Raw genomic sequence first — 25217 nt, forward strand, 5'->3', positions numbered from 1 at the left:
ATCGCAAATATCCGCTTCCTCACACGGCGTATCGCAAGAGCCTGATATCATTACATTCATTATGATTCAGGCTCTTACAGCGCACGATCTTGCTGACCGGTATCTTCGGCGCATGTGTCATCGGAAGCTTCTTCGTCGAACCATCGGCGAGCATCGCGGCATTCTATCTTCACAAGAACCTGCTGACATTCATGTGCGGCATGTGGCTGGCCGAAGCGGAAAAACACCGCCTGTGGGAAAAATTGCCCCCCGCGGCGCTGGCCGGAATTGGTGTCCTCGCCATAGCGGCGCTTTACGGCACCTTCTCCACCCCACTGGTCGCATTCAATAACTTCTTCACTTATCTCATCATGTGCGGTGCGGCTGTTTTACTGGTTGCCGGTGCATTGGGCATCGAGCGCTGGCTCGGCGACCTGCGAGACAATTTCTTTGTCGCTCTCGGGGCAACTTCCTATTCGCTCTACCTGACCCATATGTTCGTGGTCGGTTTTGGCTGGGCGGTGATGCGGAAGCTGAACCTCGGCCCCACACTTGAGATCGCCGGCATGGCTGCCATCGTGATTGGTGCGATCATCGCAGCAAAGATTTCCTATCGCTTGATCGAACTACCGTCGAACAGGCTCGGCCATATGCTCACAAAGCGCAACAAACCATCGCTGAAAGTCGCTCAGGCAGAAGCCTGAACGGCCCGCGAGCACTGTGTTTCGGTCATAACATCGACAGAGAAAGTATGAGGCGGGCAAGAATTTTCGTGAATGCCCGCACTTTCTTTGAAATAAAACGATTTGTGGGGTTCCGCTTTCGGAATCGATTGCCTATAAGGCCCGCTTAGCCCACAGAATTCATACGCTGCCAACCCGCCGGAAAACCGTGCGGGCTTTTCTGGCAGGCTAAGCAGCATGTCTCTCGAAAGTGGGAAGCGGTTTCGAGACAAAGACATGCGTAAAACAAGAGCATGATCCCGAAAATGGGAACCGGTTTTCGGACAAGATCATGCGCGCGAAGAAGATAGGACGAGCGCCCATGCCGAAACGTACAGATATCAAATCGATCCTGATTATCGGCGCGGGCCCCATTGTCATCGGCCAGGCTTGTGAATTCGACTATTCGGGCACGCAGGCCTGTAAGGCGTTGAAAGAGGAAGGCTACCGTATCATCCTCGTCAACTCCAATCCGGCCACGATCATGACCGATCCCGATCTGGCGGATGCAACCTATATCGAACCGATCACGCCGGAAGTGGTCGCCAAGATCATCGCCAAGGAACGCCCGGACGCGTTGCTGCCGACCATGGGCGGCCAGACCGCGCTGAACACCGCATTGTCGCTCCGCCGCATGGGCGTTCTTGAGCGCTACAATGTCGAGATGATCGGCGCCAATGCGGAAGCCATCGACAAGGCGGAAGATCGCGCGCTTTTCCGCGAAGCCATGGAAAAGATCGGCCTTGATACGCCGGAATCCCGCCTCGCCAACGCCACCGAAATCAAGGACGAAGACCGCAAGCGCCACGAAACCAAGCGCGCCGAAGTCAAGGCGCAGTTTTCGGGTGACGATCTCGACAAAGCGCTCGACAAGCTTGAAACCGAATGGCAGCTCGGCGAAGTCGAACGCAAGCAGCGTTACATGACGCATGCACTTGCAAAGGCTGCGCAGGCGCTCGACGTGGTTGGCCTGCCTGCCATCATCCGCCCAAGCTTCACGCTCGGCGGCACCGGCGGCGGCATTGCCTATAACCGCCAGGAATTCTTCGAAATCATCGAGCGCGGTCTGGACGCATCGCCGACGACCGAAGTGCTGATTGAAGAGTCGGTTCTGGGCTGGAAAGAATATGAAATGGAAGTCGTCCGCGACAAGGCGGACAACTGCATCATCATCTGCTCGATCGAAAACCTCGATCCGATGGGCGTACACACCGGCGATTCGATCACCGTCGCGCCTGCGCTGACGCTGACCGACAAAGAATACCAGATCATGCGTAACGCCTCGATTGCGGTGCTGCGCGAGATCGGCGTCGAAACCGGCGGCTCCAACGTGCAGTTCGCGATCAACCCGGCCAATGGCCGCATGATCGTCATCGAAATGAACCCGCGCGTGTCGCGTTCTTCGGCGCTTGCTTCCAAGGCGACCGGCTTCCCGATTGCCAAGGTCGCAGCCAAGCTTGCCGTCGGCTACACGCTCGACGAACTCGACAACGACATTACCGGCGGCGCAACGCCTGCCTCGTTCGAACCATCGATCGACTATGTCGTCACCAAGATCCCGCGTTTCGCCTTCGAGAAATTCCCCGGCTCCTCGCCAATCCTGACCACTGCCATGAAATCGGTCGGTGAAGTGATGGCCATTGGCCGTACTTTCCAGGAAAGCTTGCAGAAGGCGCTACGCGGTCTTGAAACCGGCCTGACCGGCCTCGACGAAATTGCCATTCCGAACATCGAGGAAGGCGACGAGAAGAACGCCATCCGCGCTGCCATCGGCACGCCGACGCCGGATCGTCTGCGCATGGTCGCGCAGGCAATGCGCCTCGGCCTGACCACCGAGCAGGTGCACGACGCATCGAAGATCGATCCGTGGTTTCTCGAACAGATCGAAGCCATCGTAAAGACCGAAGAGCGCATCCGCGAACACGGCCTGCCGCAGGACGCTGAAAACCTGCGTATGCTGAAAGCCATGGGCTTCTCCGATGCGCGCCTTGCAAGCCTGACGGATCAGGACGCGGAAGACGTGGCCAAGCTGCGCGGCGAACTCGATGTGCATCCGGTCTACAAGCGCATCGACACCTGCGCTGCCGAATTCGCTTCGCCGACTGCCTACATGTACTCGACCTATGAAACGCCTTTCGTCGGCCAGCCGCGCTCGGAAGCCGAAGTCTCGGATCGCAAGAAGGTCGTCATTCTCGGCGGCGGTCCGAACCGCATCGGTCAGGGCATCGAGTTCGACTATTGCTGCTGCCATGCGGCTTTTGCGCTCAATGATGCTGACTATGAAGCCATCATGATCAACTGCAATCCGGAAACGGTTTCGACCGACTACGACACGTCGGATCGTCTCTATTTCGAACCGCTGACAGCGGAAGACGTGCTGGAAATCCTGCGCGTCGAACAGGAAAAGGGCACACTTCACGGCGTGATCGTGCAGTTTGGCGGCCAGACCCCGCTCAAGCTCGCCAATGCGCTTGAAAAGGCCGGTATCCCGATCCTCGGCACGTCGCCTGACGCCATCGACCTTGCGGAAGATCGTGACCGTTTCCAGAAGCTGCTCATCAAGCTTGATCTCAACCAGCCGAAGAACGGCATTGCCTATTCGGTCGAGCAGGCACGCCTCGTCGCAGCCGACCTCGGCTTCCCGCTTGTCGTGCGCCCGTCTTATGTTCTCGGTGGCCGCGCCATGCAGATCATCCATGATGAACGCTCGCTGCAGAACTATCTGCTCGACACCGTGCCGGAGCTGGTGCCGGAAGACATCAAGGCCAAGTATCCGAACGACAAGACCGGCCAGATCAATACGCTTCTCGGCAAGAACCCGCTTCTGTTCGATACCTATCTGACGGAAGCCATTGAAGTGGACGTCGACTGCCTGTGTGACGGCAAGGACAGCTTTGTCGCCGGTATCATGGAGCATATCGAGGAAGCTGGCATTCACTCCGGTGACTCGGCCTGCTCGCTGCCGGTGCATACACTTTCGCCTGAAACCGTTGCCGAGCTGGAACGCCAGACGGCGGCGCTTGCCAAGGCGCTTCATGTCGGCGGCCTGATGAATGTGCAGTTCGCCATCAAGGACGGCGAAATCTTCATTCTCGAGGTCAATCCGCGTGCATCGCGTACGGTTCCGTTCGTCGCCAAGACGGTCGGCACTCCGATCGCCAAGGTTGCAGCCCGCGTCATGGCCGGTGAAAGCCTGGAAGCAGCACTCGGCGCCTATGGCGGCAAGCCGAAGACGCCTTCCCGCCCGCATATCGCGGTCAAGGAAGCTGTGTTCCCGTTTGCCCGTTTCCCTGGCGTCGATACGCTGCTCGGACCGGAAATGCGCTCGACCGGCGAAGTCATGGGCCTCGACTACGACTATGCTCTGGCCTTCGCAAAGGCACAGCTTGGCGCAGGCGTTGAACTGCCGCGTGAAGGCACGGTCTTCGTATCTGTTCGCGACGAGGACAAGGAACGCGTGCTCGGTGCGGTCCGCAAGCTTGCAAGCATCGGCTTCAAGGTCATGGCAACCGGCGGAACACAGAAGTTCCTCGAAGCCAACGGCGTCGAATCGACCAAGATCAACAAGGTCATCGAAGGCCGTCCGCATGTGGAAGACGCGATCCGCAATCGCCAGATTCATCTCGTCTTCAACACGACGGACAGCGCCAGTGCTGTTTCCGACTCCAAGTCGATCCGCCGCGCAACGCTGATGCAGAAGCTGCCTTACTACACGACCATGGCGGGAGCTGAAGCCGCTGCTGAGGCCATCGCTGCGCTCAAGGCCGGATCGCTGGAAGTGCGCCCGCTGCAGGACTACTTCCGCTGATAGCCTGAAGACATCCCGAAACAAAAAAGCCGCCGGTCATCCCGGCGGCTTTTTTCATGCTGTTTTCAAGGCTGGCAGCTCCAGAGGCTTACCTGAAGGATCGTCTTCCAGATTGATCTGCTGTGTGAAAAGACCGTCATGCAAATGCGGCTTGCCGAGATGGATCACGGCTGCATCCTTCAATTCGGTGTTCAGCATGTCGCGAATCCTGTCATAGGCTTCAGCGTCGAGACCATCGAGCGCACCGTCAATCACGATCCACTGCGGTTTCTGCAATATGAGGCGGGCGAAGGCGATACATTGGCGCTCATCGTCCGTCAGCACGCGATCCCAGCGCGCAACACGATCCATGCTCGTGGAAAGCCGTTCAAGCCCGGCACGCCGCAGGACATTTTCCAGATCCTGTTCAGAAAATTTCTTGATATCAAGCGGATAGACGATCACGCCCTTGAGGCTGCCCGGCGGGAAATAAGGCGCGCGCGGCATAAAGGCGACACCATCGCCAACCGGCATGCCGATCCGCCCCTCGCCCCATGGCCAAAGCCCGCCCAATGCGCGGAACAGCAGCGTTCTTTGCGTTTCGGTCCCGCCCGTCACAAGCACCCGCTCGCCGGGTTTTACCGAAAAAGCCTTGCGGGAGAGCTTCAGGCACTGATCGGGGGCGGCGATGGAAACACCGTCCAGCGTCAGCCTGTCATCTTCGTTCGTCTCAAGATCGATCTGCCGGTCCAGATGACCAAGCTCGTCCATGCGCAGCACCGCCTGACGGAAACTCGCGACACGCAGCAGCGTTGCCCGCCAGTCCGCAATCGCCCCGAAATTGTCGACGAACCAGCGCAGGGCATTATGCACCTGTGAGAATGCGCCGACGGCCATCATCAGCCCGCCAAATGTCAGACCCCCGCCGAAATAGACCGGAGCCGCCACGAGGATCGGCGCCACGATTGTCAGCCAGCCGTAACCGGCCGTTACCCAGGTCAATCGCGTGGTCGCATAGACGATCTTGCGGATTGCGGCCAGAACCGCATCTATATCCAGATCGAGACGACGTCTTTCATCCCCTTCGCCGCGCGACAGGGTGATGGCATCCAGATGTTCGTTGACCCGCATCAGCGATGCGCGGAAATCCGCCTCACGCGCATAGCGATTGGCGTTGATATTGACCAGACTGCGCCCGACGATCCATGTCAGCCATGAGGCAGAGGCCGCGTAGATAATGACAGCCCAGACCATGTAGCCGGGAATGGAGAAACTGTAGCCCGCGACATGAAAAACAAAGCCACTTGAGAGCGACCACAGGACACCGACGAAGCTCACCAGAATGACGGTCGACTGGAGGAGGTTGATCCCAAGATCGCACGACATTTCTGCAAAGTGACGTGCATCCTCATGCAGACGCTGATCGGGATTGATGCCGATCTCGCCGGCATTGGCGAGACGAAATGCCCGACCCGGCACCAGCCATTGCCCCACGAGATCGCGCGCCAGTCCTTCACGCATCTTGAGCTTGAACATCTGGTTGAGCCAGGTTTGCGATACGTTGAGCACAAGCAAGCTGCCCGCAATCCCGAAGAAAACCATCAGCTGATGGAAGAAAGCCTGCAAATCCTTGCGCGCAAGCGCATCGTAGAAGGGTTCGTTCCAGCGATTGATGGCAACCTGTCCGATGGCGATCAGCACGATGAGAACGAAAATACCGGTCCCGAGCGCAATCAGCGTGTTGCGCACCGGCGAGACCATAAAGGCTCCCACCATCATCGAGACTTGGGAGAAAAGATCGGTTCCGTCGCGTGACGGAGAACCACCAATCAGCTTGGCCGAACTCTTGCGCAGACGCTCCGAGACACTGCGCCTAGGCTTTTTGCGGCGGCGCTCTTTCTTGGGCGCACTCCGCTTCGTCTTGTCCTTGTCTGGTTCAGACGTCATGTCCTGCCTCGCTGCCCATCCGCCCGCTCAATTTTGCAGATATGTTTGCAACATGCTGAATATCTACGTCACGTGGAAGTCAAAGATAGGAGAGCACACGCTTTTCGCGCGCGCCAGCTGCGATGACCCACAACAATATGCGGGTTTTACCGCAAATCATTCGTTGCAATTATGGTCTGAACGCTAACCCTGCCGGAAAAGTCCATGACCGTTACAATCCAACCCATCGACAAAGTACTCATTTACGCGACATGGAACGACCGGCTTCTGGTTTTTGAAGAACCGGATTTTCCTGAAACGCCGCTTCAGGTGCCGGGCGGCACGGTCGATGCGGGAGAAGACATTCTCGCCGCCGCCTATCGCGAATTCGCCGAGGAAACCGGCCTCGTCTATGACGATGGCATGACCCATCTCGAAACCGTCGATTATGATTATCCCGAACGGGGGCAGACAGAGCCTCACCGCCGCCACTGATTTCATCTGCGATTGAGAAACGCCGTACCTGAAACCTGGGATCACTACGAAATGTCGCCCTGCGACGGAAGCGCCCCGATTCTGTTCCGACTGTTCTGGCTCGACCGATTGAGCGCGCAAAACCGGCTCGGGCTCGGAATGGCAAAAAGCCTCAGTAAAATCAGTTTTTAGCTGACAATTTTAGCTGTCTTGTATTGGTCAAATTTGTCGCATATAGTTAGCGCATCGATTTTTCGGTCAAGTGACTTTGCGACCCGTGCGGCCCGCCGTGCTTCCTGACGATCTCCTGTCCATAAATTCGATTCACAGGGACGTGTGCGAAGCATACGGACTACTCTACTACTAATGTTACAAAGGAATTTCCCATGGCTACGGGAACAGTTAAGTGGTTCAACACGACCAAGGGCTTCGGCTTCATTCAGCCTGATCAGGGCGGCACGGACGTATTCGTCCACATTTCCGCCGTTCAGCGCGCTGGTCTGGCCACGCTCGATGAAGGTCAGAAGGTTTCGTACGAAATCGTACAGGACCGTCGTTCGGGCCGTTCGTCTGCCGACAACCTCGTCGCAGCATAAGTTTTGCCGTAAGGCAGAGAAAAGGCGGGTCCTCGGACCCGCCTTTTTTGTTTGTCCGCTTTTCTGCTCACACCCTTGCCAGCGCGCTCGCGCCCAGAATCAGGGCCGCAATCAGCGCAGCAATGGTGCGGACGTGATTCCATAGGGTCCAGTCGCGCACATAAGTAAGCCAGACATCGGCCGACGCGGCGGCACTGGCATCCATCGCCGCGAGCTGGTTGTTCAGCGGCACATTCAAAGCCATCGTGACGCCAATAGTGCCGACAAGATAGACGGCAGCGCCGATCACCGCCCATTTCGACAAGCTTCCAAAGCCCATCAATCCCAGTACGATAATCACCAGACACAGCAATGCCGTGCCGAAAAAGGCGGCAAAGAACGTTCCGTTGATAACGGTGATATTGATCGACTGCATCGCCGTTATGCCCGCATTGGCCGGAATGCGTGCCAGCGCGGCCATCACGAAACTTGAGAACGCATAGAAGATGCCGCCTGTAATCGCGCTCCCCCATGCCGTCAGCAGAACAAGTAGTTGAAAACTCATCGTCATGATTGTCCCTCCCATGTGCCTTCAATGGCAGCCTTGCGCGCAAAATCTGCAAACCGGCGCGGCTTGCGCCCGAGAGCTTCCTCTACACCATGTGCCACACTGGCATTGCGGCCATCGAAAAGCTCGACGAAAAGATAGCGCAAAAGCGTGATGACATCTTCCGGCAAGGCCTGCTCGCGCAGCGCCGCCTCATAATCGGCGTATGAGACCGGATTGAACGACAAGTCTTTGTCAGTCGCCCTGGCAATCTCGCTTACTGCATCGCTGAAGCTGAACAGTTCCGGGCCGGTGAGTTCATAGAGCTTGTTGCGATGTCCCGTTTCGGTGAGGGCAGCAACGGCGACATCGGCAATATCGTCAACATTGATGAAGGGTTCCTTCGTCGGCCCGACCGGCAGGGTCAGCGAGCCTGAAAGCAGCTCATCCCGCATGTAGTTTTCGCTGAAATTCTGCATGAACCAGCTGGCGCGCAACACGGTCCAGTCCAGCCCGGAATCCTGCAGAACCTTTTCCGCAATTTCCGCCTCCTCCTCACCTCGCCCGGACAGAAGCACGACATGCTTCACATCCGCCTTCTTTGCCGCCAAAAGAAATGCGCGAATGGCATCAACGGCACCCGGCAGGGCCAGATCCGGCTGGTATGACACATAGGCACTGTCGATGCCGTCAAGCGCCGCAGCCCAGGTGGATTGGTTGGCCCAGTCAAAGGGAACCTCGGTGCTCCGCGACACAGAACGCACGGACACCCCCTTCTCCCGCAACCTCTCAGCGACTCGCCTGCCGGTTTTGCCGTTGGCGCCAATCACCAGATAACGATCATTACGATGTGTATTCATCTTCCGTCTCCCAAAATATGAGTAACCCTCATATTTGCAATATGTGAGCAACTCTCATATTCTGTCAAGAGCGAAAAATGTGAGTCCGCCATGAAGCAGAATTCCGCCACGGAAACAGAATCAACCAGCGCACCGATCCTGCGCCGCACTCCCAGCCAGAGCCGGGCGCAGGAAAAGATTCGTCGCATTGCTGAATGCGCCACGGCGCTGATCGCCGCCAAAGGCAGCGACAGTCTCAAGATGAGTGAGATCGCCCAGCAGGCCGGCATCTCGATTGGCGCGCTCTATCAGTATTTTCCTGATAAAAGCGCCCTGATCCGCTACCTGTTTGAAAGCTGCAATGCCCAATCGCGCCAGTGCATCAAGGAAGGTCTTGCAACGGCCCATTCTGCCGATGAACTGATTGTCGCGTTCAATGCATTGATCGATGAATATCTGGCACTGATGCGTCAGGAACCGGCAATGTGCGACATCTGGTCGGCCACGCAGACCGACAAGTCCCTGTCAAAACTGGAAATTGCCGAAAGCAGGCAGAATGGTCGGTTGCTTGCTGATACGATCCGCCGGATTGCCCCCGGCAAGGTGTCCGCACAACTGGACGAGACTGCTTTCCTCCTGATGCATTTTGGCGAATCCACCATGCGCATCGCCGTCGACGTTTCGGAAGAGGAAAGCATGACGCTGATAGAGGCCTATAAAGTAATGGCCACACGCAGCTTGCGAGACCTCCTGGCAGGATGACGCCAAATATCGCCCGGTCCGATCAGTTTCGTTGCGTTAATATGTCAGCATTGCTGATGGATCTGTTCGTTTCGGCAACACATTTTTGCGAAATCCAGCAATTGCCGATGAAATCACAATCCTTCTGTTGCGCTTCCTGCGCCGATGGGACATAGAAAATCCGCAAAACCGGACGCTCCCGGTGCCGGTTAACAGAGCCTGCCATCTATGGAGATCTATCATGGCATTTCTCGCCGACGCCCTTTCTCGTGTAAAGCCATCTGCGACCATCGCGGTCAGCCAGAAAGCACGTGAGCTGAAAGCCAAGGGCAAGGACGTGATTGGTCTCGGTGCGGGCGAGCCCGACTTCGACACGCCCACGAATATCAAGCAGGCTGCCATCGACGCGATCAATCGCGGTGAAACGAAGTACACGCCCGTTGCCGGTATTCCTGAACTGCGTCAGGCCATCGTGGCCAAGTTCAAGCGTGAAAACGGCCTCGACTACAAGCCGGAACAGGTCATCGTCGGCACTGGCGGCAAGCAGATATTGTTCAACGCCTTTATGGCGACGCTGAACCCCGGCGATGAAGTCATTGTCCCTGCCCCTTACTGGGTCAGCTATCCTGAAATGGTAGCGATCAACGGCGGCAACCCGGTTTTCATCAACACGAAGATCGAAGACAATTTCAAGCTGACCGCCGCCGATCTGGAAAAGGCCATCACGCCCAAGACCAAGTGGCTGATCTTCAACTCGCCGTCGAACCCGACCGGCGCGGCTTACACGGAAGCGGAACTCAAGGCCCTGACCGACGTTCTGGTTCGTCACCCGCATGTCTGGATCCTGACCGACGACATGTATGAGCATCTGGTCTATGGCGATTTCGTCTTCACGACGCCTGCTCAGGTCGAGCCTTCGCTTTACGACCGCACGCTCACCATGAACGGCGTGTCGAAGGCCTATGCCATGACCGGCTGGCGTATCGGCTATGCGGCAGGACCGCTGCAGCTCATCAAGGCCATGGATATGGTGCAGGGTCAGCAGACTTCGGGTGCCTGCTCCATCGCACAGTGGGCCGCAGTCGAAGCACTCAACGGCACGCAGGATTTCATTCCGGAAAACAAGAAAATCTTCCAGGCCCGTCGCGATCTGGTCGTGTCGATGCTCAATCAGGCCAAAGGCATCAAGTGCCCGACACCGGAAGGTGCGTTCTACGTCTATCCGTCCTGCGCTGACCTCATCGGCAAGAAGACGGAAGCTGGCAAGGTCATCGAGAGCGACGAAGACTTCGTAACCGAACTGCTGGAAGCAGAAGGCGTCGCCGTCGTTCACGGTTCGGCTTTCGGTCTTGGACCAAACTTCCGCATTTCCTATGCAACGTCAGACGCGCTTCTCGAAGAAGCCTGCACGCGCATCCAGCGCTTCTGTGCCAGCCTGCGCTAAACAAAACAAAATGGAATAACGAAGGGGCCGAGACGCCCCTTTTTCGTTTCTGTATTTCTGACAAAAAGAGGCGGCTTGGCAAAAATCCAAAAAAAAAGCCAGACAAATGTCTGGCTTTGAGTTTTGAAGGTGCCTTTGAGGCAAACCTCCAGAGGGGAACACTCAGCCTGCGCAAATGGGAGGAGGAAACGCAGCGCTGAGATGATCTTTATATGCCTGTTGCCCATTGTTTTTGCAATGCGACTTTAGCGCAATGCAGCTATGCATTTTACGCATGACTAGATTAAGCAATAAACTTGTTTAAAAACAAAAGCTTACAGAAAATTGAATTACTTCGTAATATTATAATGTGCAAATTAGCCGCCTAAAGCATGAGCATCGGCAAAACAACGATGCCTCCAAATTTGGCAAATCACCCTTTCTGAGTCGCTCAAAGCAGATGTCATGCAACTGTCACGGCTATGCAGCGGGCCTGTCACACAACGCGCCTAAAAGCCCCGGCAAGACGCCGCGCATAACGCGCCTGGCGGATGTGCAGCGCGCGAAAAGTGCTGCGACAATAGACAGACCCGAGAAGGATCGTAGCCGTGCGGATCGTTCAGATTACAGATACCCACCTCAGCCCCATCAAGCCGCACTTCAATCGCAACTGGGAACCGCTCGTTGCCTGGATCGATCAGCAAAAGCCCGATCTCGTCATTCACACCGGTGACCTGACCGTCGATGGCGCAGACGTAGAGGCTGACCTTCTGTTCTGCCGCACCTGCCTGAACGAGCTTTCGGCGCGTGTTCTCAGTCTTCCGGGCAATCACGATATCGGCCATCTTCCCGAGAGCCACCAGCCGGTCAATCCGCAGCGCCTGATGCGCTGGCGTCGTCATATCGGTCCGGACCGTTGGGCGGAAAATTTCGGCAACTGGCGCATCATCGGCCTCAACAGTCTCGTCATCGGCTCCGGTGAAGCCGAAGAAGCGGAACAGTTCCAGTGGCTCGAAGACGAATTGAAGAACAGCGATGGCAAGCCCGTCGCCGTCTTCGCCCACAAGCCGCTCTTCGTGGACGATCCGGATGAAGGCGACAGCGGCTACTGGGGCATTCGCCCTGCCCCGCGCCAACGTCTTTATGATCTCTTCGCTCAGTATAATGTTCAGCTTCATGCCAGCGGCCACCTGCATCGTGCATGGTCGGGCGACGCCTTCGGTACGAATTATGTCTGGGCGCCTGCCGCAGCCTTCATCGTCGGGCCGATGGAACGCGATCTCCCCGGCGAACGTATCCTCGGAGCCGCCATTCACGATCTCGATGAAGTCGCCACAAGCAGCATCGTCCGCATCGATGAGCTGACGCCCTATGTCATCGATGACGTGGTGCATGAAGTCTATCCACACCACGCTGGTGACGGCGAGAAAGTCGCTGAGGAGACAAGCCAGTGAGCACGCTCGTCCTTCGCGACATCGGCAAATCCTACGGGGACAATCGCATTCTCGATGGCATTTCCATCGAAGCAGCAGAAGGCGAATTCATCGCCCTCGTCGGCCCGTCGGGCTGCGGAAAGAGCACATTGCTGCGTATTCTCGCCGGTCTCGACCATGCGGATGAAGGAAGCGTGGAGCTTGCAGGGCGTAACATAACCGGCGCCCACCCTGCGGACAGGAACATTGCCATGGTGTTCCAGTCCTACGCGCTCTATCCCCACCTGACGACGGCGCAGAACATCGCGGTGCCGCTTGCAATGCGTGATCTGACCGCCGTGGAACGCCTGCCAATGATCGGCACTTTCATTCCCGGCCAGCGCAGGAAGCGCGCCGCCATCCAGAAGCAGGTCAGGGCAACAGCAACAAGCCTCAAGATCGACCACCTGCTCGACCGCAAGCCGGGCCAGATGTCCGGCGGCCAGCGCCAGCGCGTGGCCCTTGCCCGCGCGCTCGTCCGCCAGCCCGGTGCATTCCTGATGGATGAACCACTGTCGAACCTCGATGCCAATCTGCGTGTTCACACTCGTGCGGAAATCGTCGAATTGCATCGCCGCGCCGGTGTCCCGACTATCTATGTGACCCACGACCAGGCCGAAGCGCTCAGCATGGCCGACCGCGTTGCAGTGATGATGGGCGGAAAACTGCTGCAGATCGACACGCCAACCGCAATCTATAACGATCCGCGCCATATCGAGGTCGCACAGTTCATCGGCACGCCGCGCATCAATATTCTGGAAGCATTGGTCAGCGATAACGGCATGGTGCATTTTGCCGGTCGCCCCATCCTGCAGGACGTCGCCGCCCATTCCGGCACTAATATCCGCATCGGCATTCGTCCTGAGCATTTTCAGCTCAAGCCGCATGACAAGACAGGCATTGCGGGCACGGTATCGCGGATCGAATTTCTCGGCTCGGAAGTACTGGTCTATCTCAAGGCTCCCGGCGCCTCACAAGATCTCACTGTGAAGCTCACACCCGAACAAGCCCGTGACATTGTCGTCGGCCTGCCGGTGGGCCTGCATTTCGATGCCAGCCACGCCCACCTCTTCGGAGAAGATGGTTTGCGCCTGCGCCAGCCCGCCGGGAACATCGTCAAACCTGCATCGCCGGCAAAGGCTGCCGCTCATGTCTGATTTTACGCTATCCGGCCCTGCGGCCACCAGCGCGCGCACTGCGGCTGATGAAGCCCGCCGCCGCGAAGAACGGCTGGCCTGGAAACTCGCAGCTCCGGCCATCGTTCTGACGGTGCTGCTGATCCTCCTGCCGACAGCCGCCGTCATTTTCTGGAGCCTGACCAATTTCGAGCTTGGCTATGACGGTTTCGAATTCATCGGACTGGAAAACTACGCCGAACTCTTCAGCGACCGGACGTTTCTGGTCTCGCTGAAGAACACCGCCATCTATACCGCGATCGTGGCACCGGCCTCCGTCTTTCTCGGCCTTGGCGTGGCCCTCCTCATCGAAGGCGAAGTTCGCGGCAAATCCTTCTTCCGCACGGTCTATTTCCTGCCGGTCGCTTCGCTCCTCGTCGCCATGGCAACCGTCTGGCAATATCTGCTGCATCCGACACTCGGCCCCGTCAATGCCATGCTGGGCATGATCGGTATTGCCGGTCCCAATTGGCTTGGTTCCAGCGACACGGTTCTGACCAGCCTTGCGATGATCGGCGTATGGCAGAGCGTCGGCTTCAACATGGTGCTGTTTCTGGCCGGGCTCACCGCCATTCCGCGAGAACTCTATTCCGCAGCCGAAGTGGACGGCGTGAAAAACAGCTGGGAACGCTTCCGGCTGGTCACGTGGCCCCTGCTCGGACCCACCACGCTTTTCGTCACGACGATCAGCATCATCAATGCCGTGAAGGTGTTTGAGACGGTCAAGACGCTGACCGAAGGCGGCCCGAACAAGGCATCGGAAGTCCTGCTCTGGACCATCTATCAGGAAGGCTTCGTCTATCTGCGCGTCGGTTATGCCTCGGCAATGACGGTGATCTTTCTCGCGGTTCTGGTGATCCTGATGATGTTGCAGTTCCGCGTGCTGGACCGCCGCACCCATTACTGAGGAAACCCGGATGACATTGGCTCGTTCTTTCCGTCTTGGCATTCTTTCACTGGGTGCCCTGCTTTTTCTCGCGCCCTATATCTTCATGCTGTCGACGGCAGCAAAGTCGCAGCAGGATATTTTCTCGTCCTCCCTGTCGCTGATCCCGCACAACTGGGCACTCCTGGATAACCTTGCCAAGGCATTCAGCCGTGTGCCGATGGGGCTCTTGCTGTTCAACGGCGTAGTCGTCTGCGCGCTCATTCTGGTCATTCAGGTCGTGGTCGCCATTCCCTGCGCCTATGCCATGGCAAAGCTCAATTTCCGCGGCCAGCGCACTATGATGATGATGGTCATGCTCGGCCTGCTCGTGCCGATCCATGCCACCGCATTGCCCTTCTATGTCGGCTTCAATCAGCTCGGCGTGCTCAACAGCTATTTTGCTCTCAGTGCTCCGTTCTTCATCTCGGTCTTCGGCATATTCCTGTTTCTGCAGTTCTTCCGCGCCATGCCGGATGATCTCATCAGCGCCGCGCGTCTCGACGGCATGTCAGAGGCAGGCATCGTCATGCGGGTGATCGTACCCAATGCCTGGCCCGCCATCACCGCCTTCTCGATCTTCTCGGTAGTTGCGCACTGGAACGATCTGTTTTGGCCGCTGATCGTCATCAACGGCATGGAGCGCGCCACGCCACCATTGGGTCTCCTCTATTTTCGCGCTGCGGAAGCAGGTGACGATTATGGGGCCTTGATGGCGGCAACCCTCATCATCACGCTGCCGCTGCTGCTTGCGTTTCTTGCCGCCCAGCGCCGCTTCATCGAAGGCATCACCCTCACCGGCCTCAAGGGCTGAATTCTTCCCTCCCATCCTCCACAGGAGTTCAAACATGAAACGCTTTTCCGGTGCACTCGCCGCTCTGGCTATGGCAACAGGCCTCGGCTCGCCCGCCTTTGCCGAAACGACGCTGAATGTGCACTATCCGATGCCAGGCTTTTTCAAGGATGTCATGGCTGACATCTCTGGAAAGTTCATGGCAGAAAATCCGGACATCAAGATCAACTTCGTCAGCCCCTCGGCAACCTACGAAGAAGGCATCCAGACGATCATGCGTCAGGCCGGAACGTCGGAAATGCCGGACATCACCTTCACTGGTTTGAACCGCCTGCGCGTATTGGCCGAGCGCAACATCGGCGTCGACATGAAGCCGCTGGTCGAAAAAGAAACCGACATGGAAGCACAGGGCTTCACTGATCACCTGCTGAGCCTCGCCCGCGTTGGCGACCGTCAGGTTGGTCTTGCTTTCGCGACCTCCAACCCGATCATGTATTACAATGCCGATCTGGTTAAGGCTGCAGGCGGCAATCCCGACACGCCTCCAACCACCTGGGATGAAGTGATCGAGCTCGGCGGCAAGATCAAGGCGCTTGGCAACGGCAATGAAGGCATTGATTTCCGCTGGCAGGGCGACGACTGGATGTTCTCGGCGCTTCTGTTCGGCGCAGGCGGTACCATGCTGACCGAAGACGAGAAGAAGGTCGCCTTCGACGGACCGGAAGGGCTCGAAGCCTTCAAGCTGGTCGACCGCATGGTGAAGGAAGGCGGCATGCCGGTTCTGACCAAGGCAGCGGGTGAGCAGGCTTTCGCGGCTGGCAAAGTCGGCTTCTCGTTCCAGACGACTGGCGCGCTGCGCAACACGATCAAGAATGTCGGCGACAAGTTCGATCTTCGTACCGCGAAAATTCCTCTTATCAATGCTGAAAAGGGTCGCCTGCCAACCGGCGGCAATGCCGTTGTTATCCTGACAGAAGATCAGGCCAAGCAGGATGCGGCATGGAAATTCGCCAAGTTCGCTGCCGGCCCTTACGGCGCTTCCGTTGTCGTTCCCGGCACCGGCTATGTGCCGAACAACGAACTGGCTGCAAAGTCCGACGAATATCTCGGCAAATTCTACGCGGAAAATCCGCTGTTCAAAGCCGGTCTCAGCCAGATGTCACTGATGATCCCGTGGTATGCTTTCCCGGGTTCGAACGGCGTGAAGGTGACGCAAACCATCGTGGACAATCTTTCGCGCGTCGTCGAGCAATCCGCCACGCCGGAAGACGCCCTTGCCGATGCGTCCAAGGAAGTGCAGCGCCTGCTGCCACGCAAATAACCAGCCATCGCCATAAGCAAAAAGGCCGCGCTAGCGATCAGCGCGGCCTTTTTTTATGAACAGTAAGATACGATTAATAGGTCCAGTTGCGGGCCTTCGAGAACAGGAAGTCGCGGAAAGCGTGCAGTTTCGCAGAGTTCTTCAAGGCTTCCGGATAGCAGAAGAACGTATCAAAGGACGGTATTTCTTCCAGTTCCGGCAGAAGTTGCACCAGCCCGGATTCCTTGTCGGCCATATAGTCAGGCAGAACGGCGATGCCGACGCCACGCTGCACAGCGCGACGGATCGACAGCAGATTGTTCACCTGCAACGCGGGAATGCGCGTGCTACCATCGGCACGCCCGGCAATCTCCAGCCAGTTTAGGCCTGTCAGATAGCTTGGCGCCGGTTCACCGAAAGTCACGACACGATGCTGATCGATCTCATCGATCGAATTCAGCTTGCCATATTTCGAAACATAACCAGCCGACGCATAGACATGCATATGCACTGTGAACAGCCGACGCTGAATCAGGTCTGGCTGCTGCGGTTGCCGCAACCGGATGGCACAATCCGCATGACGCATCGTCAGGTCCAGTTCCTCATTGTCGAGGATCAACTGCAGCTGGATATCGGGATAAAGCTCGACGAATTCCTGAATCCGCTCGATCAGCCAGCCGGAGCCAAGACCAACAGTCGTCGTCACGCGGAGACGGCCTGTCGGCTTTTCCTTGCTCTCGGCAAGCTTCGAGCGAACGTTTTCAAGTTTCATCAGCACGTCATGCGCCGTGCGATAAAGCGTTTCGCCCTGCTCCGTCAAAATGAGCCCGCGGGCATGACGATGAAACAGCGGGACGCCGACATCCTGCTCCAGCGCGCTCACCTGACGCGAGATAGCCGATTGCGACAGATGCAATGTCTGGGCTGCGTGGGTGAACGACCCAGCCTCAGCCGCAGCATGAAAAATGCGCAGTTTATCCCAGTCGAGCGGAGCGACCACGATTATCCCCTCTCATTGTTTTCACCGCATTCACCTTACGCAAAACCGCCTCACACTTTTGGCTTGGAAATGCTTTACTCCGCAGCTTCGTGCAGCGGTTCCTGTGCGGCAAGCCAGCGCTCGGCTTCCAGAGCAGCCATGCAACCCAAACCGGCGGCAGTCACAGCCTGCCGATAAATATCGTCCGTGACGTCGCCCGCAGCAAAAATGCCCGGAACGTCGGTAGCCGTCGAATCGGGTGCAGTCCACAGATAGCCGTTCGGCTTCTGCTTGAGCTTGCCCTCGAACAAAGAAACCGCAGGTGCGTGGCCGATAGCGACAAAAACACCGTGCGTGTCGAGTTCCTGCGTCTCGCCCGTCACGACATTCTTGAGGCGTACGCCGGTCACAGTTGCGCCCATCGGCGGCTTTGCCTCGGTGCCAAGGATTTCATCGATCACGCTGTTCCAGACCACCGAGACGTTCTGGCGCGAAAGCAGACGATCCTGCATGATCTTCTCTGCACGGAAGCCATCGCGGCGATGCACGACCGTCACGCTCTTGGCGATATGGGAAAGATAAAGCGCTTCCTCAACAGCGGTATTGCCACCGCCGACAACGACCACATCCTTGCCGCGATAGAAGAAACCGTCACAGGTCGCGCAAGCAGAAACGCCACCGCCCATGAAGGTCTGCTCGCTGTCGAGGCCAAGCCACTTGGCCTGCGCACCCGTGGCGATAATCAGGGCATCGCAGGTATAGATCGTGCCGGAATCACCCTTCAGGCGGAAAGGACGCACCGTGGTTTCAACCTCGGTAATAATGTCATGGACGATTTCGGAGCCGACATTTTCCGCTTGCTTTGCCATCTGTTCCATCATCCATGGCCCCTGCACCGGATCGGCGTAGCCCGGATAATTTTCCACATCGGTGGTGATCATAAGCTGACCACCCTGCTGGAGACCGGCAATGATGAGTGGTTTCAGCATGGCGCGAGCAGCATAAATCGCAGCGGTATAACCAGCAGGACCTGAGCCGATGACTATGACTGGCGCGTGACGCTGTGACATGAAGTTCTCTCCGGTCCCGGAACGTCTTGATCTGATTGATCCAGATCAGCGCTCCACATGTTTGTTTTCACATGTACCTTGTCCAAAATGTTCCACACTTCGGGGGTACTCTAAAATCGATTTAAAGCGGCGGGTTCCGGCTCACCAGAATCGCTTTCGCGCCTGTTTGGCCAATGCCCCGACATTATGGCCAAGGTAGGTCTGCCCCTCAATGTTTGCAAGGTTCCACAGGGATTTGCTGTGCTTTAGCCACAGCTTGTGACCTTTAAGCAAAGCCTTTGACAGCCAGCGCATTGCGGGTGGATCGATCTCACGCTAAACAATGGAAAATTTGCCCAACCTCGGAGCCGTCCGCCATTTATAAGACAGTCGCCAATATCTGTGCGCGTTTCGGCCTCCTCATGGCGGTAGCCATGCTTCTGCCTGCAGCAATCGACCTGCGCGATGGGAGTGACGACTGGCTGATCTTTGTACGTTCAGCTGCGGCAACCGGCGCGCTCTCAGCCTTGATTCTGCTGGCCACCCAGAACCAGACGATGCGCTTCACCCCGCGCCTTGGCTTTCTGCTGACGGCGTGCCTCTGGCTGACAGCGAGTTTTCTGGGTTCGATACCGCTTTATTTCTCGCATTTGCCGATCAGCTATGCGACGGCCTTCTTCGAGGCCATGTCGGGCGTCACGTCAACCGGCGCGACCGCGCTGACCGGGCTCGACAACATGCAGCGCGGCATTCTTTTGTGGCGCTCGCTTCTCTGCTGGATCGGGGGTATCGGCTTTATCGGCTTGGCTCTGCTGATGCTGCCGTCCCTGCGGGCGGGCGGGTTGGCGCTCTTCCATATGGAGAATTCCGACAAGTCGGAAAAAATTCTCCCGCGCATGAACCAGATCGCGCTCGGCATCGTGCTGGCCTATCTCAGCCTGACCGCCGCCTGCATCATTGCTTATTTTGCCGTCGGCATGAGCATGTTCGACGCCATCAACCACGGCTTCACGACGATTGCGACAGCAGGCTTTTCCACTCACGACAGCTCCATCGGCTTTTATCAGGGAAACCGCCCGCTCCTGGTCGTGTCCACGATCTTCATGGCCCTCTCGGCCCTGCCCTTCGTGCTCTATATCAAGGCCTTCATGCCACGCCGCATGGAATCGCTTGTCGACCCGCAGGTGAAACTGTTCTTCACGATCGCAATCAGCTTCAGCTTTGCACTCGCGGTGGTTCTGCGACTTGGGTCCGATGTGCCTTTCGGCGACGCGCTGATCTCGGCTTCGTTTCATTTTGTCTCGGTCATGACGACAACAGGCTATGCCACGGAAGATTATTTCCTGTGGGGACCACCGGCGATTGGAATTTTCTTTCTCGCTTCATTTCTGGGTGGCTGCGCCGGGTCTACATCAGGCGGCATCAAGATGAACCGTCTCATCATCCTTTGGAGCTTGACGCGCGCCAATCTTGCCCGGCTCATCATGCCACATGCTGTCATCAAGATCCGCTACGGCAGCTCGGAAGTTTCCGGCGAAATCGCACAGAACGTGCTTCTCTACCTGTTCCTCTACTGCGCCTCGCTGATTATAGGCGCGGTGCTGCTTGCTTCACTGGGCCTCGACTTCGTGTCGGCCTTCACTGGCGCGTTGACTGCCCTCTCCAATATCGGCCCCGGCTTTGGCGACACCATTGGCCCCGTCGGCAACTTTTCCACCATTCACGACCCGGCATTGTGGGTCCTTTCCTTCCTGATGCTGGCAGGGCGTCTGGAGCTCGTTACCGTGTATATCCTGTTCACTCGCACTTTTTGGGTGCGTTGACAGAACGTTAGGCAGTTTACATCCGCCCGTTTCATTTGATATGAGCAGGATTAGATTGCGCCACGATGGCGACGAATGTTCTATAATTACCCCGGAATGAAATTTCCTTGCGCGCGGAGTTACGCATGCCGATCAAGGCCGATCTGGATGAAATCGATTGGAAAATCCTTCGGGAGCTCCAGAATAACGGGCGCATCACCAATGTCGAGCTGGCCGAACGCGTCGGTATTTCGGCTCCGCCCTGCCTGCGCCGTGTGCGCAAGCTGGAAGAAAGCGGCGTTATCCGGGGCTATCGGGCCATTCTGAATGGCAATTCCCTTGGACAGGATTTGGTCGCTTTCTGTTCGGTTGGCCTCCATCGCCAGGCAGATGCCGACCTCAAGGCTTTTGCCGAGAAATCCAAGCAGTGGCCTCTGGTACGCCGCGCCTGGATGGTTTCGGGCGAGTCCGATTTCCTGCTCCATTGCGTCGCGCGCGATCTCAACACGTTCCAGACCTTCGTGATCGAGGAACTGACCGCCGCTCCCAATGTGGATTCCGTGCGCACCGCGCTGACCATTCGTCCGGTCAAGGACGAACCGCTGATGATTCTCTGATATTTCGACGGTTTGCGCCGGGAATTATACCAGGTCTGGATGAGCTTGCCTCATCAAGACCTGGTTAAGCCCGTGCGGTGATTGAGCATTTTCAGGGCGTGATGCGTCAGCATTGCAGCGCCCTGTCATTACTTGTTACGTCCCGGCGAATACGCGCTCGTAGACAGCGCTGATGGCAGCTGCTTCCTTTTCGAGCGGAAAAGTCGCGCGAACATGCCTGAGAGCATTCTCGCCATCGCGTTCCGCCAGAGCCGGATCTGCCAGATAAGGTTCGATAGCCTTGCGCAGGGCATCTCCGTCACCGGCCGCAACCGATGTTCCGGTGCCTTCCACGATCATTTCCGCATAGGCACCCGCATCGCTGGCAACGACTGCCGTTTGCGACGCCATGGCTTCAAGCGGTGTCAGCCCGAAACCTTCATTGCGCGAAGGCGCAACATAAAGCGTCAGGCGGCGATACCAGACGCGGATATCCGGCACTTCCCCCAGAATGAGGATACGGTCCTGCAAACCGGCAGCGGCGATCTTCGCCTTCAGCGCATCCTCGAAAGACTGGTGTTCTGCAGTCGTGCGTCCGGTGATAATGGCCGTCCAGCCCGGATATTGCGGCAACAGCGCAATCATCGCATCGACGAAAAGGTCTGTTCCCTTGGAGGAACGCACGCGACCGAAGCAACCGACAGCATATTTTCCGGGCAGACCCGACGCCGCGAAACTGTCCTCATCGCCGACAGGCGGATGGAAACGCTGCAGATCCACCCCATGCATGATGACCTGATGCGGGACTTCGAGAAAGCTTCCCGAGCGACCACTCGTTGCAATCACCGCATTCATGCGGCGGATGAGCCATTTGGTAAACGGCTTGTGGTCTCGCTGTGCAGCTGAGGTAAAGATCAGCCTCAGTTTCATGCGCAGCACATCGCGCATGAAAATACCGGCGAGCATTTCAATATTGCGCCGCGCATGCCAGATGCGGAACGGTTTCGTAGCTGGCTTTGACCAGAAGGACCAAAGAGCGCTCCATCCCAGATGCGGAAGCGTATCCGGCAGGCCCGGCCCCATCGTCGCAATGTTCAACCCCTTTGCGCGCTGCAAGGGGATCAGCTGAACGATTGTCGATGTGACACCGGAGAGGCGGCGCTTGAAATTCGGCGCCACCACCTCAACGTCCTGAACCCGAACCGGTCCGGAATCTGGCTTATGCACGGACACGGAAATCAGACGAACTTCAAACCGACGATTTCATAGGAACGCGAGCCGCCCGGTGCGTTGACTTCAATCGTATCGCCTTCGCCCTTGCCGATCAGCGCACGCGCAATCGGCGATGAAATGGAGATGCGGCCTTCCTTCACATCGGCTTCCTGATCGCCGACGATCTGGTAGACCTTCTCTTCTTCCGTATCCTCATCAATCATGGTGACGGTGGCACCGAACTTGATGCGGTCACCCGACAGCTTCGAGACATCGATAATCTCGGCGCGCGCGACCAGATCTTCCAGTTCGTTGATACGACCTTCATTCAGGCTCTGGGCTTCTTTCGCAGCATGATATTCGGCATTTTCCGACAGATCGCCATGCGCACGTGCTTCGGCGATCGCCTCAATAATCCGAGGGCGCTCCGATTGCTGACGCCAGCGCAGCTCTTCCTTGAGCTTTTCGAAACCGCCAGGGGTCATAGGGAACTTTTCCATACCCAGTCCTTTCCTTCGTCCGGTACTCACCTCTCCCCGAGGTCCTGCACGCACCGGCATCTTGATTTGCCCGCCTCACCTCGCGCAATGCTTGGATAGTGCGAGGCGCTTTTCGAAGGCCAACCAGCCTCCGACACACAAAAAGAAAACGGTCACCGAAACATCCGCCTCGGAACCGTTCGAATAGCCGTTCACAGAACTATAGCATTTCCATCAACCATTTCACGCGGAAAAATATGTCTCTGTCAACTGTGCCCTTAAGCGGCACCTATTGCGCGTTAACCGGCCAGCTCGCGGGCCACTTCTCCGGGCCTCCGGCATAATTGCCATCGCAATCGCCTTTTGAACGTTCCTGCACCAGAACGAAACGCACCCGGCCCTCGCCGCTGTCAGTAGCTTTCCAGACATCGTAAATGCCGCAATCTCCAAGCCCTCTCCCCTTGAAGAAGGCCGTCAGCGTCAAGGTTTTCTGGGCCCAGTCGATGTTCCATGCCGTGTCGGTCACAGTCGGGCCATCGTCGGAAATGGTCGGTAGCGAGATCGGCACAGTCTTGTTTTCGTAGCGGCTGTAGAAGGCATAAGGCTGATTGTAGGCGCCCGGCGATCCGCATGGCAGGCCGATAAGATCGAGGCCATCGGCAATCTTCGTCTCGAAACCGCCTGCATTGCGGAACGTGCCGGGGCTTGCCCCGCCACAGACCGCCGCCTCGTCGGAAAAATCCTTGCGGATGTCAGCCGGTATCTGCTCGATCGTTTCGATCAGCTTGAGCTGTGGCGGAACAGGCGCCGGTTTGCTGCCCTTGACCTGCAATGCCTCGACAGTTCCGTCGCGCGATTGCTGTTCGTCCACATAGATCAGCCCGCCGACAAGGCCCGAAAGCGAATAGGTCGAGGTCTTTCCGGCAAATTTCAGCTGCAGTTTCTGACCGTTCTTCATCCCGTCGAGCGCCTTGACCATATCGCCCGTATAATCCAGCTGATCGTCCTGCGCCTTCAAAGCCGAGACATCGACATCGAGCAGTGTTTGACCGTCGATGGAAATCTCCAACTTGCCAGTTTTCTGCGATGGATCGACATAGGAAAGCCGGAGTAGCGGCTTCGAGCCTGACTGGCTGCTGCGAAAGATGCCAAGCCCCGGCGCACCATCGCTTGCTACCGGCGTAAGGGTCAAAGTGCAGTTTTGCGCGAAATCGCACAGAACCAGCGTGTCGCGAACCTTCTTGAAAGCAGCCTGCGATTCCCCGCCCGCCAGAAACAGCAGTGTTGTGGCAATCAATGCCACAACAGCGGATTGACGATTTAAAGAGAGCATAAAACACTCCGTCAGTAAGAAATCGCTCTAATTATAATCAGACTATGCATGAATGTCGCAGAATCGGAAGTTCCCTTGCCGCCTGCCCATAATATTGCCTATAGCATGACGACCGGGAAAGGCTGAAAAGCGTCCGGTTTCTCTTTCTGCAATGACATATCCCGAACCGAGGTAATGATGACGCGCGTACAGGCCAATATGCTGCTGCTTCTGGCAGGCGTCATCTGGGGCATGGGTTTCGTCGCCCAATCGACGGCAATGGCCAGTATCGGCCCGTTTCTGTTCATCGGTATCCGCTCGGCAATCGCCGCCCTTACTGTCCTGCCATGGGCCGTAGCCGAGGGCCGTCGGGCGAAGACCAGCCTGAGCCGCTCGAACTATCTCTTCTTCATGTTCATCGGACTGAGCCTGTTCACCGGGCTTGTTCTCCAGCAGATCGGGCTCATCACCACATCCGTCACCAATGCCGGTTTTCTGACCGGGCTCTATGTCGTCATGGTGCCAGTGCTTGGCGTCGTCCTGTTTCGCACTTGGCCGCATCCTGTCGTCTGGCCGAGTGCGGCGGCATGTCTGGCAGGCATATTCCTGCTTTCCGGCGGAACGTTGACTGCGCTCAAGCAAGGTGACTGGCTGGTCATTTGCGGCGCGGTCTTCTGGGCCTTGCAGGTGGTCCTGATCAGCAGGGCAAACCGCGCAGGGCGACCGATAACGCTGAGCTGCATCCAGTTCGCAACCAGTGCCTTCGCAGGACTTGCGATCGCGTCCATGATCGAAGACTTCAACTGGACCGCCATCGCACTCACCTGGAAGGAAATTCTTTTCACCGGCGTCTTCTCGTCCGGCATTGCCTTCACCTTGCAGGCCATAGGACAGCGCTATACGACTTCCGCACAGGCCGCGATCTTCCTGTCGTCGGAAGCGCTTTTTGCGGCCCTGTTCGGTGCACTCTTCCTCGGCGAGCGGGTGACCTTCATAGGCTTTATCGGCTGCGGACTGATCTTCGCCGCCATGATGGCGGTGGAACTCATTCCCATGTTCTGGAAACGCAAGGCGGCGCTTATACCCGCCACCGAACCTGCCGAGTAACCC

At 57.3% G+C, this 25217-nt stretch carries 21 protein-coding genes and 2 pseudogenes; 15 read left to right on the plus strand and 8 right to left on the minus strand.

All coding sequences use genetic code 11. The features are described 5' to 3' along the window. Positions 1-89 precede the first annotated feature (89 nt). Together FG152_RS11630 and carB are read left to right on the plus strand one after the other, a co-directional pair. Positions 90-683 carry an acyltransferase family protein gene (locus FG152_RS11630; RefSeq protein WP_498986569.1) on the plus strand — a complete coding sequence of 198 codons (594 nt, stop codon included), beginning with the start codon at positions 90-92 and terminating at the stop codon, positions 681-683. 340 nt (positions 684-1023) lie between these two features. Continuing rightward, entirely contained in the window at positions 1024-4509 is a 3486-nt protein-coding gene (carB, locus tag FG152_RS11635) for a carbamoyl-phosphate synthase large subunit (RefSeq protein ID WP_010659665.1), read from the plus strand. A 54-nt stretch (positions 4510-4563) separates the two neighbouring features. Here the strand turns inward: carB and FG152_RS11640 are convergent, their stop codons facing one another. Further along, the gene (locus tag FG152_RS11640) at positions 4564-6435 is read right to left on the minus strand and encodes an ABC transporter ATP-binding protein/permease (protein ID WP_010659664.1); all 1872 of its coding nucleotides are present in this window, start codon (positions 6433-6435) and stop codon (positions 4564-4566) included. Positions 6436-6639: 204 nt separating this feature from the next. Between FG152_RS11640 and FG152_RS11645 the strand changes: the two are divergent. Both FG152_RS11645 and FG152_RS11650 read left to right on the plus strand, forming a co-directional pair. Further along, a pseudogene (locus tag FG152_RS11645) lies at positions 6640-7080 on the plus strand (NUDIX hydrolase). 194 nt (positions 7081-7274) lie between these two features. Next, positions 7275-7484 (plus strand): cold-shock protein, encoded by a 210-nt coding sequence (locus tag FG152_RS11650; RefSeq protein WP_006471898.1) that lies wholly within the window; start codon positions 7275-7277, stop codon positions 7482-7484. Positions 7485-7551: 67 nt separating this feature from the next. On the opposite strand, the gene FG152_RS11655 is transcribed toward FG152_RS11650, so the two are convergent. Together FG152_RS11655 and FG152_RS11660 are read right to left on the minus strand one after the other, a co-directional pair. After that, positions 7552-8034, minus strand: a complete 483-nt coding sequence (locus FG152_RS11655; protein WP_010659662.1) for an anthrone oxygenase family protein — start codon at positions 8032-8034, stop codon at positions 7552-7554. After that, a complete protein-coding gene (locus FG152_RS11660) occupies positions 8031-8870 on the minus strand; it encodes an NAD(P)H-binding protein (protein ID WP_029929100.1) in 840 nt (279 codons plus the stop codon). Before FG152_RS11660 ends, FG152_RS11655 begins: the two co-directional genes overlap by 4 nt. Positions 8871-8960: 90 nt before the next feature. Here FG152_RS11660 and FG152_RS11665 point away from each other — a divergent pair, with 90 nt between their 5' ends. The 8 genes and pseudogenes from FG152_RS11665 to FG152_RS11700 all read left to right on the plus strand — a co-directional run bounded on the left by FG152_RS11665 (position 8961) and on the right by FG152_RS11700 (position 16699). Next, a complete protein-coding gene (locus tag FG152_RS11665; protein ID WP_498986572.1) occupies positions 8961-9611 on the plus strand; it encodes a TetR/AcrR family transcriptional regulator in 651 nt (216 codons plus the stop codon). A 220-nt stretch (positions 9612-9831) separates the two neighbouring features. After that, positions 9832-11034, plus strand: coding sequence for a pyridoxal phosphate-dependent aminotransferase (locus FG152_RS11670; RefSeq protein ID WP_010659659.1), 1203 nt, complete (start codon positions 9832-9834; stop codon positions 11032-11034). A 15-nt stretch (positions 11035-11049) separates the two neighbouring features. After that, positions 11050-11239 (plus strand): annotated as a pseudogene (locus tag FG152_RS11675) (hypothetical protein). Between the two features lie 382 nt (positions 11240-11621). Beyond that, positions 11622-12467: a metallophosphoesterase family protein gene (locus tag FG152_RS11680; protein ID WP_029929107.1), complete on the plus strand. Its 846-nt coding sequence runs from the start codon at positions 11622-11624 to the stop codon at positions 12465-12467. Then, positions 12464-13642: an ABC transporter ATP-binding protein gene (locus tag FG152_RS11685; protein WP_029929110.1), complete on the plus strand. Its 1179-nt coding sequence runs from the start codon at positions 12464-12466 to the stop codon at positions 13640-13642. The genes FG152_RS11680 and FG152_RS11685 overlap by 4 nt, the downstream gene beginning before the upstream one ends. Next, positions 13635-14567, plus strand: coding sequence for a carbohydrate ABC transporter permease (locus FG152_RS11690; protein WP_010659655.1), 933 nt, complete (start codon positions 13635-13637; stop codon positions 14565-14567). Before FG152_RS11685 ends, FG152_RS11690 begins: the two co-directional genes overlap by 8 nt. 10 nt (positions 14568-14577) lie before the next feature. Beyond that, on the plus strand, positions 14578-15399 hold the full coding sequence (locus FG152_RS11695; protein WP_010659654.1) for a carbohydrate ABC transporter permease: 822 nt from the start codon (positions 14578-14580) through the stop codon (positions 15397-15399). Between the two features lie 34 nt (positions 15400-15433). Then, the gene (locus FG152_RS11700; protein WP_010659653.1) at positions 15434-16699 is read left to right on the plus strand and encodes an ABC transporter substrate-binding protein; all 1266 of its coding nucleotides are present in this window, start codon (positions 15434-15436) and stop codon (positions 16697-16699) included. A gap of 73 nt (positions 16700-16772) precedes the next feature. Here FG152_RS11700 and FG152_RS11705 read toward each other — a convergent pair whose 3' ends face one another. After that, positions 16773-17678, minus strand: coding sequence for a LysR family transcriptional regulator (locus tag FG152_RS11705; RefSeq protein ID WP_010659652.1), 906 nt, complete (start codon positions 17676-17678; stop codon positions 16773-16775). 74 nt (positions 17679-17752) lie between these two features. Beyond that, positions 17753-18727: a thioredoxin-disulfide reductase gene (gene trxB / locus FG152_RS11710; protein WP_010659651.1), complete on the minus strand. Its 975-nt coding sequence runs from the start codon at positions 18725-18727 to the stop codon at positions 17753-17755. 401 nt (positions 18728-19128) lie between these two features. Between trxB and FG152_RS11715 the strand changes: the two genes are divergently transcribed. Continuing rightward, a complete protein-coding gene (locus tag FG152_RS11715) occupies positions 19129-20529 on the plus strand; it encodes a TrkH family potassium uptake protein (RefSeq protein WP_029376059.1) in 1401 nt (466 codons plus the stop codon). Between the two features lie 125 nt (positions 20530-20654). Continuing rightward, positions 20655-21125 (plus strand): Lrp/AsnC family transcriptional regulator, encoded by a 471-nt coding sequence (locus tag FG152_RS11720; protein ID WP_010659649.1) that lies wholly within the window; start codon positions 20655-20657, stop codon positions 21123-21125. A gap of 135 nt (positions 21126-21260) precedes the next feature. On the opposite strand, the gene FG152_RS11725 is transcribed toward FG152_RS11720, so the two are convergent. From FG152_RS11725 to FG152_RS11735, 3 genes are all read right to left on the minus strand, one after another. Next, positions 21261-22331, minus strand: a complete 1071-nt coding sequence (locus FG152_RS11725; protein ID WP_029376058.1) for a glycosyltransferase family 4 protein — start codon at positions 22329-22331, stop codon at positions 21261-21263. 11 nt (positions 22332-22342) lie between these two features. Continuing rightward, positions 22343-22816 carry a transcription elongation factor GreA gene (greA, locus tag FG152_RS11730; RefSeq protein WP_010659647.1) on the minus strand — a complete coding sequence of 158 codons (474 nt, stop codon included), beginning with the start codon at positions 22814-22816 and terminating at the stop codon, positions 22343-22345. 268 nt (positions 22817-23084) lie between these two features. Beyond that, positions 23085-24128, minus strand: coding sequence for a DUF1176 domain-containing protein (locus FG152_RS11735; protein ID WP_010659646.1), 1044 nt, complete (start codon positions 24126-24128; stop codon positions 23085-23087). 177 nt (positions 24129-24305) lie between these two features. Between FG152_RS11735 and FG152_RS11740 the strand changes: the two genes are divergently transcribed. After that, positions 24306-25214 (plus strand): DMT family transporter, encoded by a 909-nt coding sequence (locus FG152_RS11740; RefSeq protein ID WP_010659645.1) that lies wholly within the window; start codon positions 24306-24308, stop codon positions 25212-25214. The last annotated feature ends 3 nt before the right edge of the window (positions 25215-25217 follow it).

The sequence above is a fragment of the Ochrobactrum sp. XJ1 genome (genome assembly GCF_024701725.1).
Lineage (GTDB): Bacteria > Pseudomonadota > Alphaproteobacteria > Rhizobiales > Rhizobiaceae > Brucella > Brucella anthropi.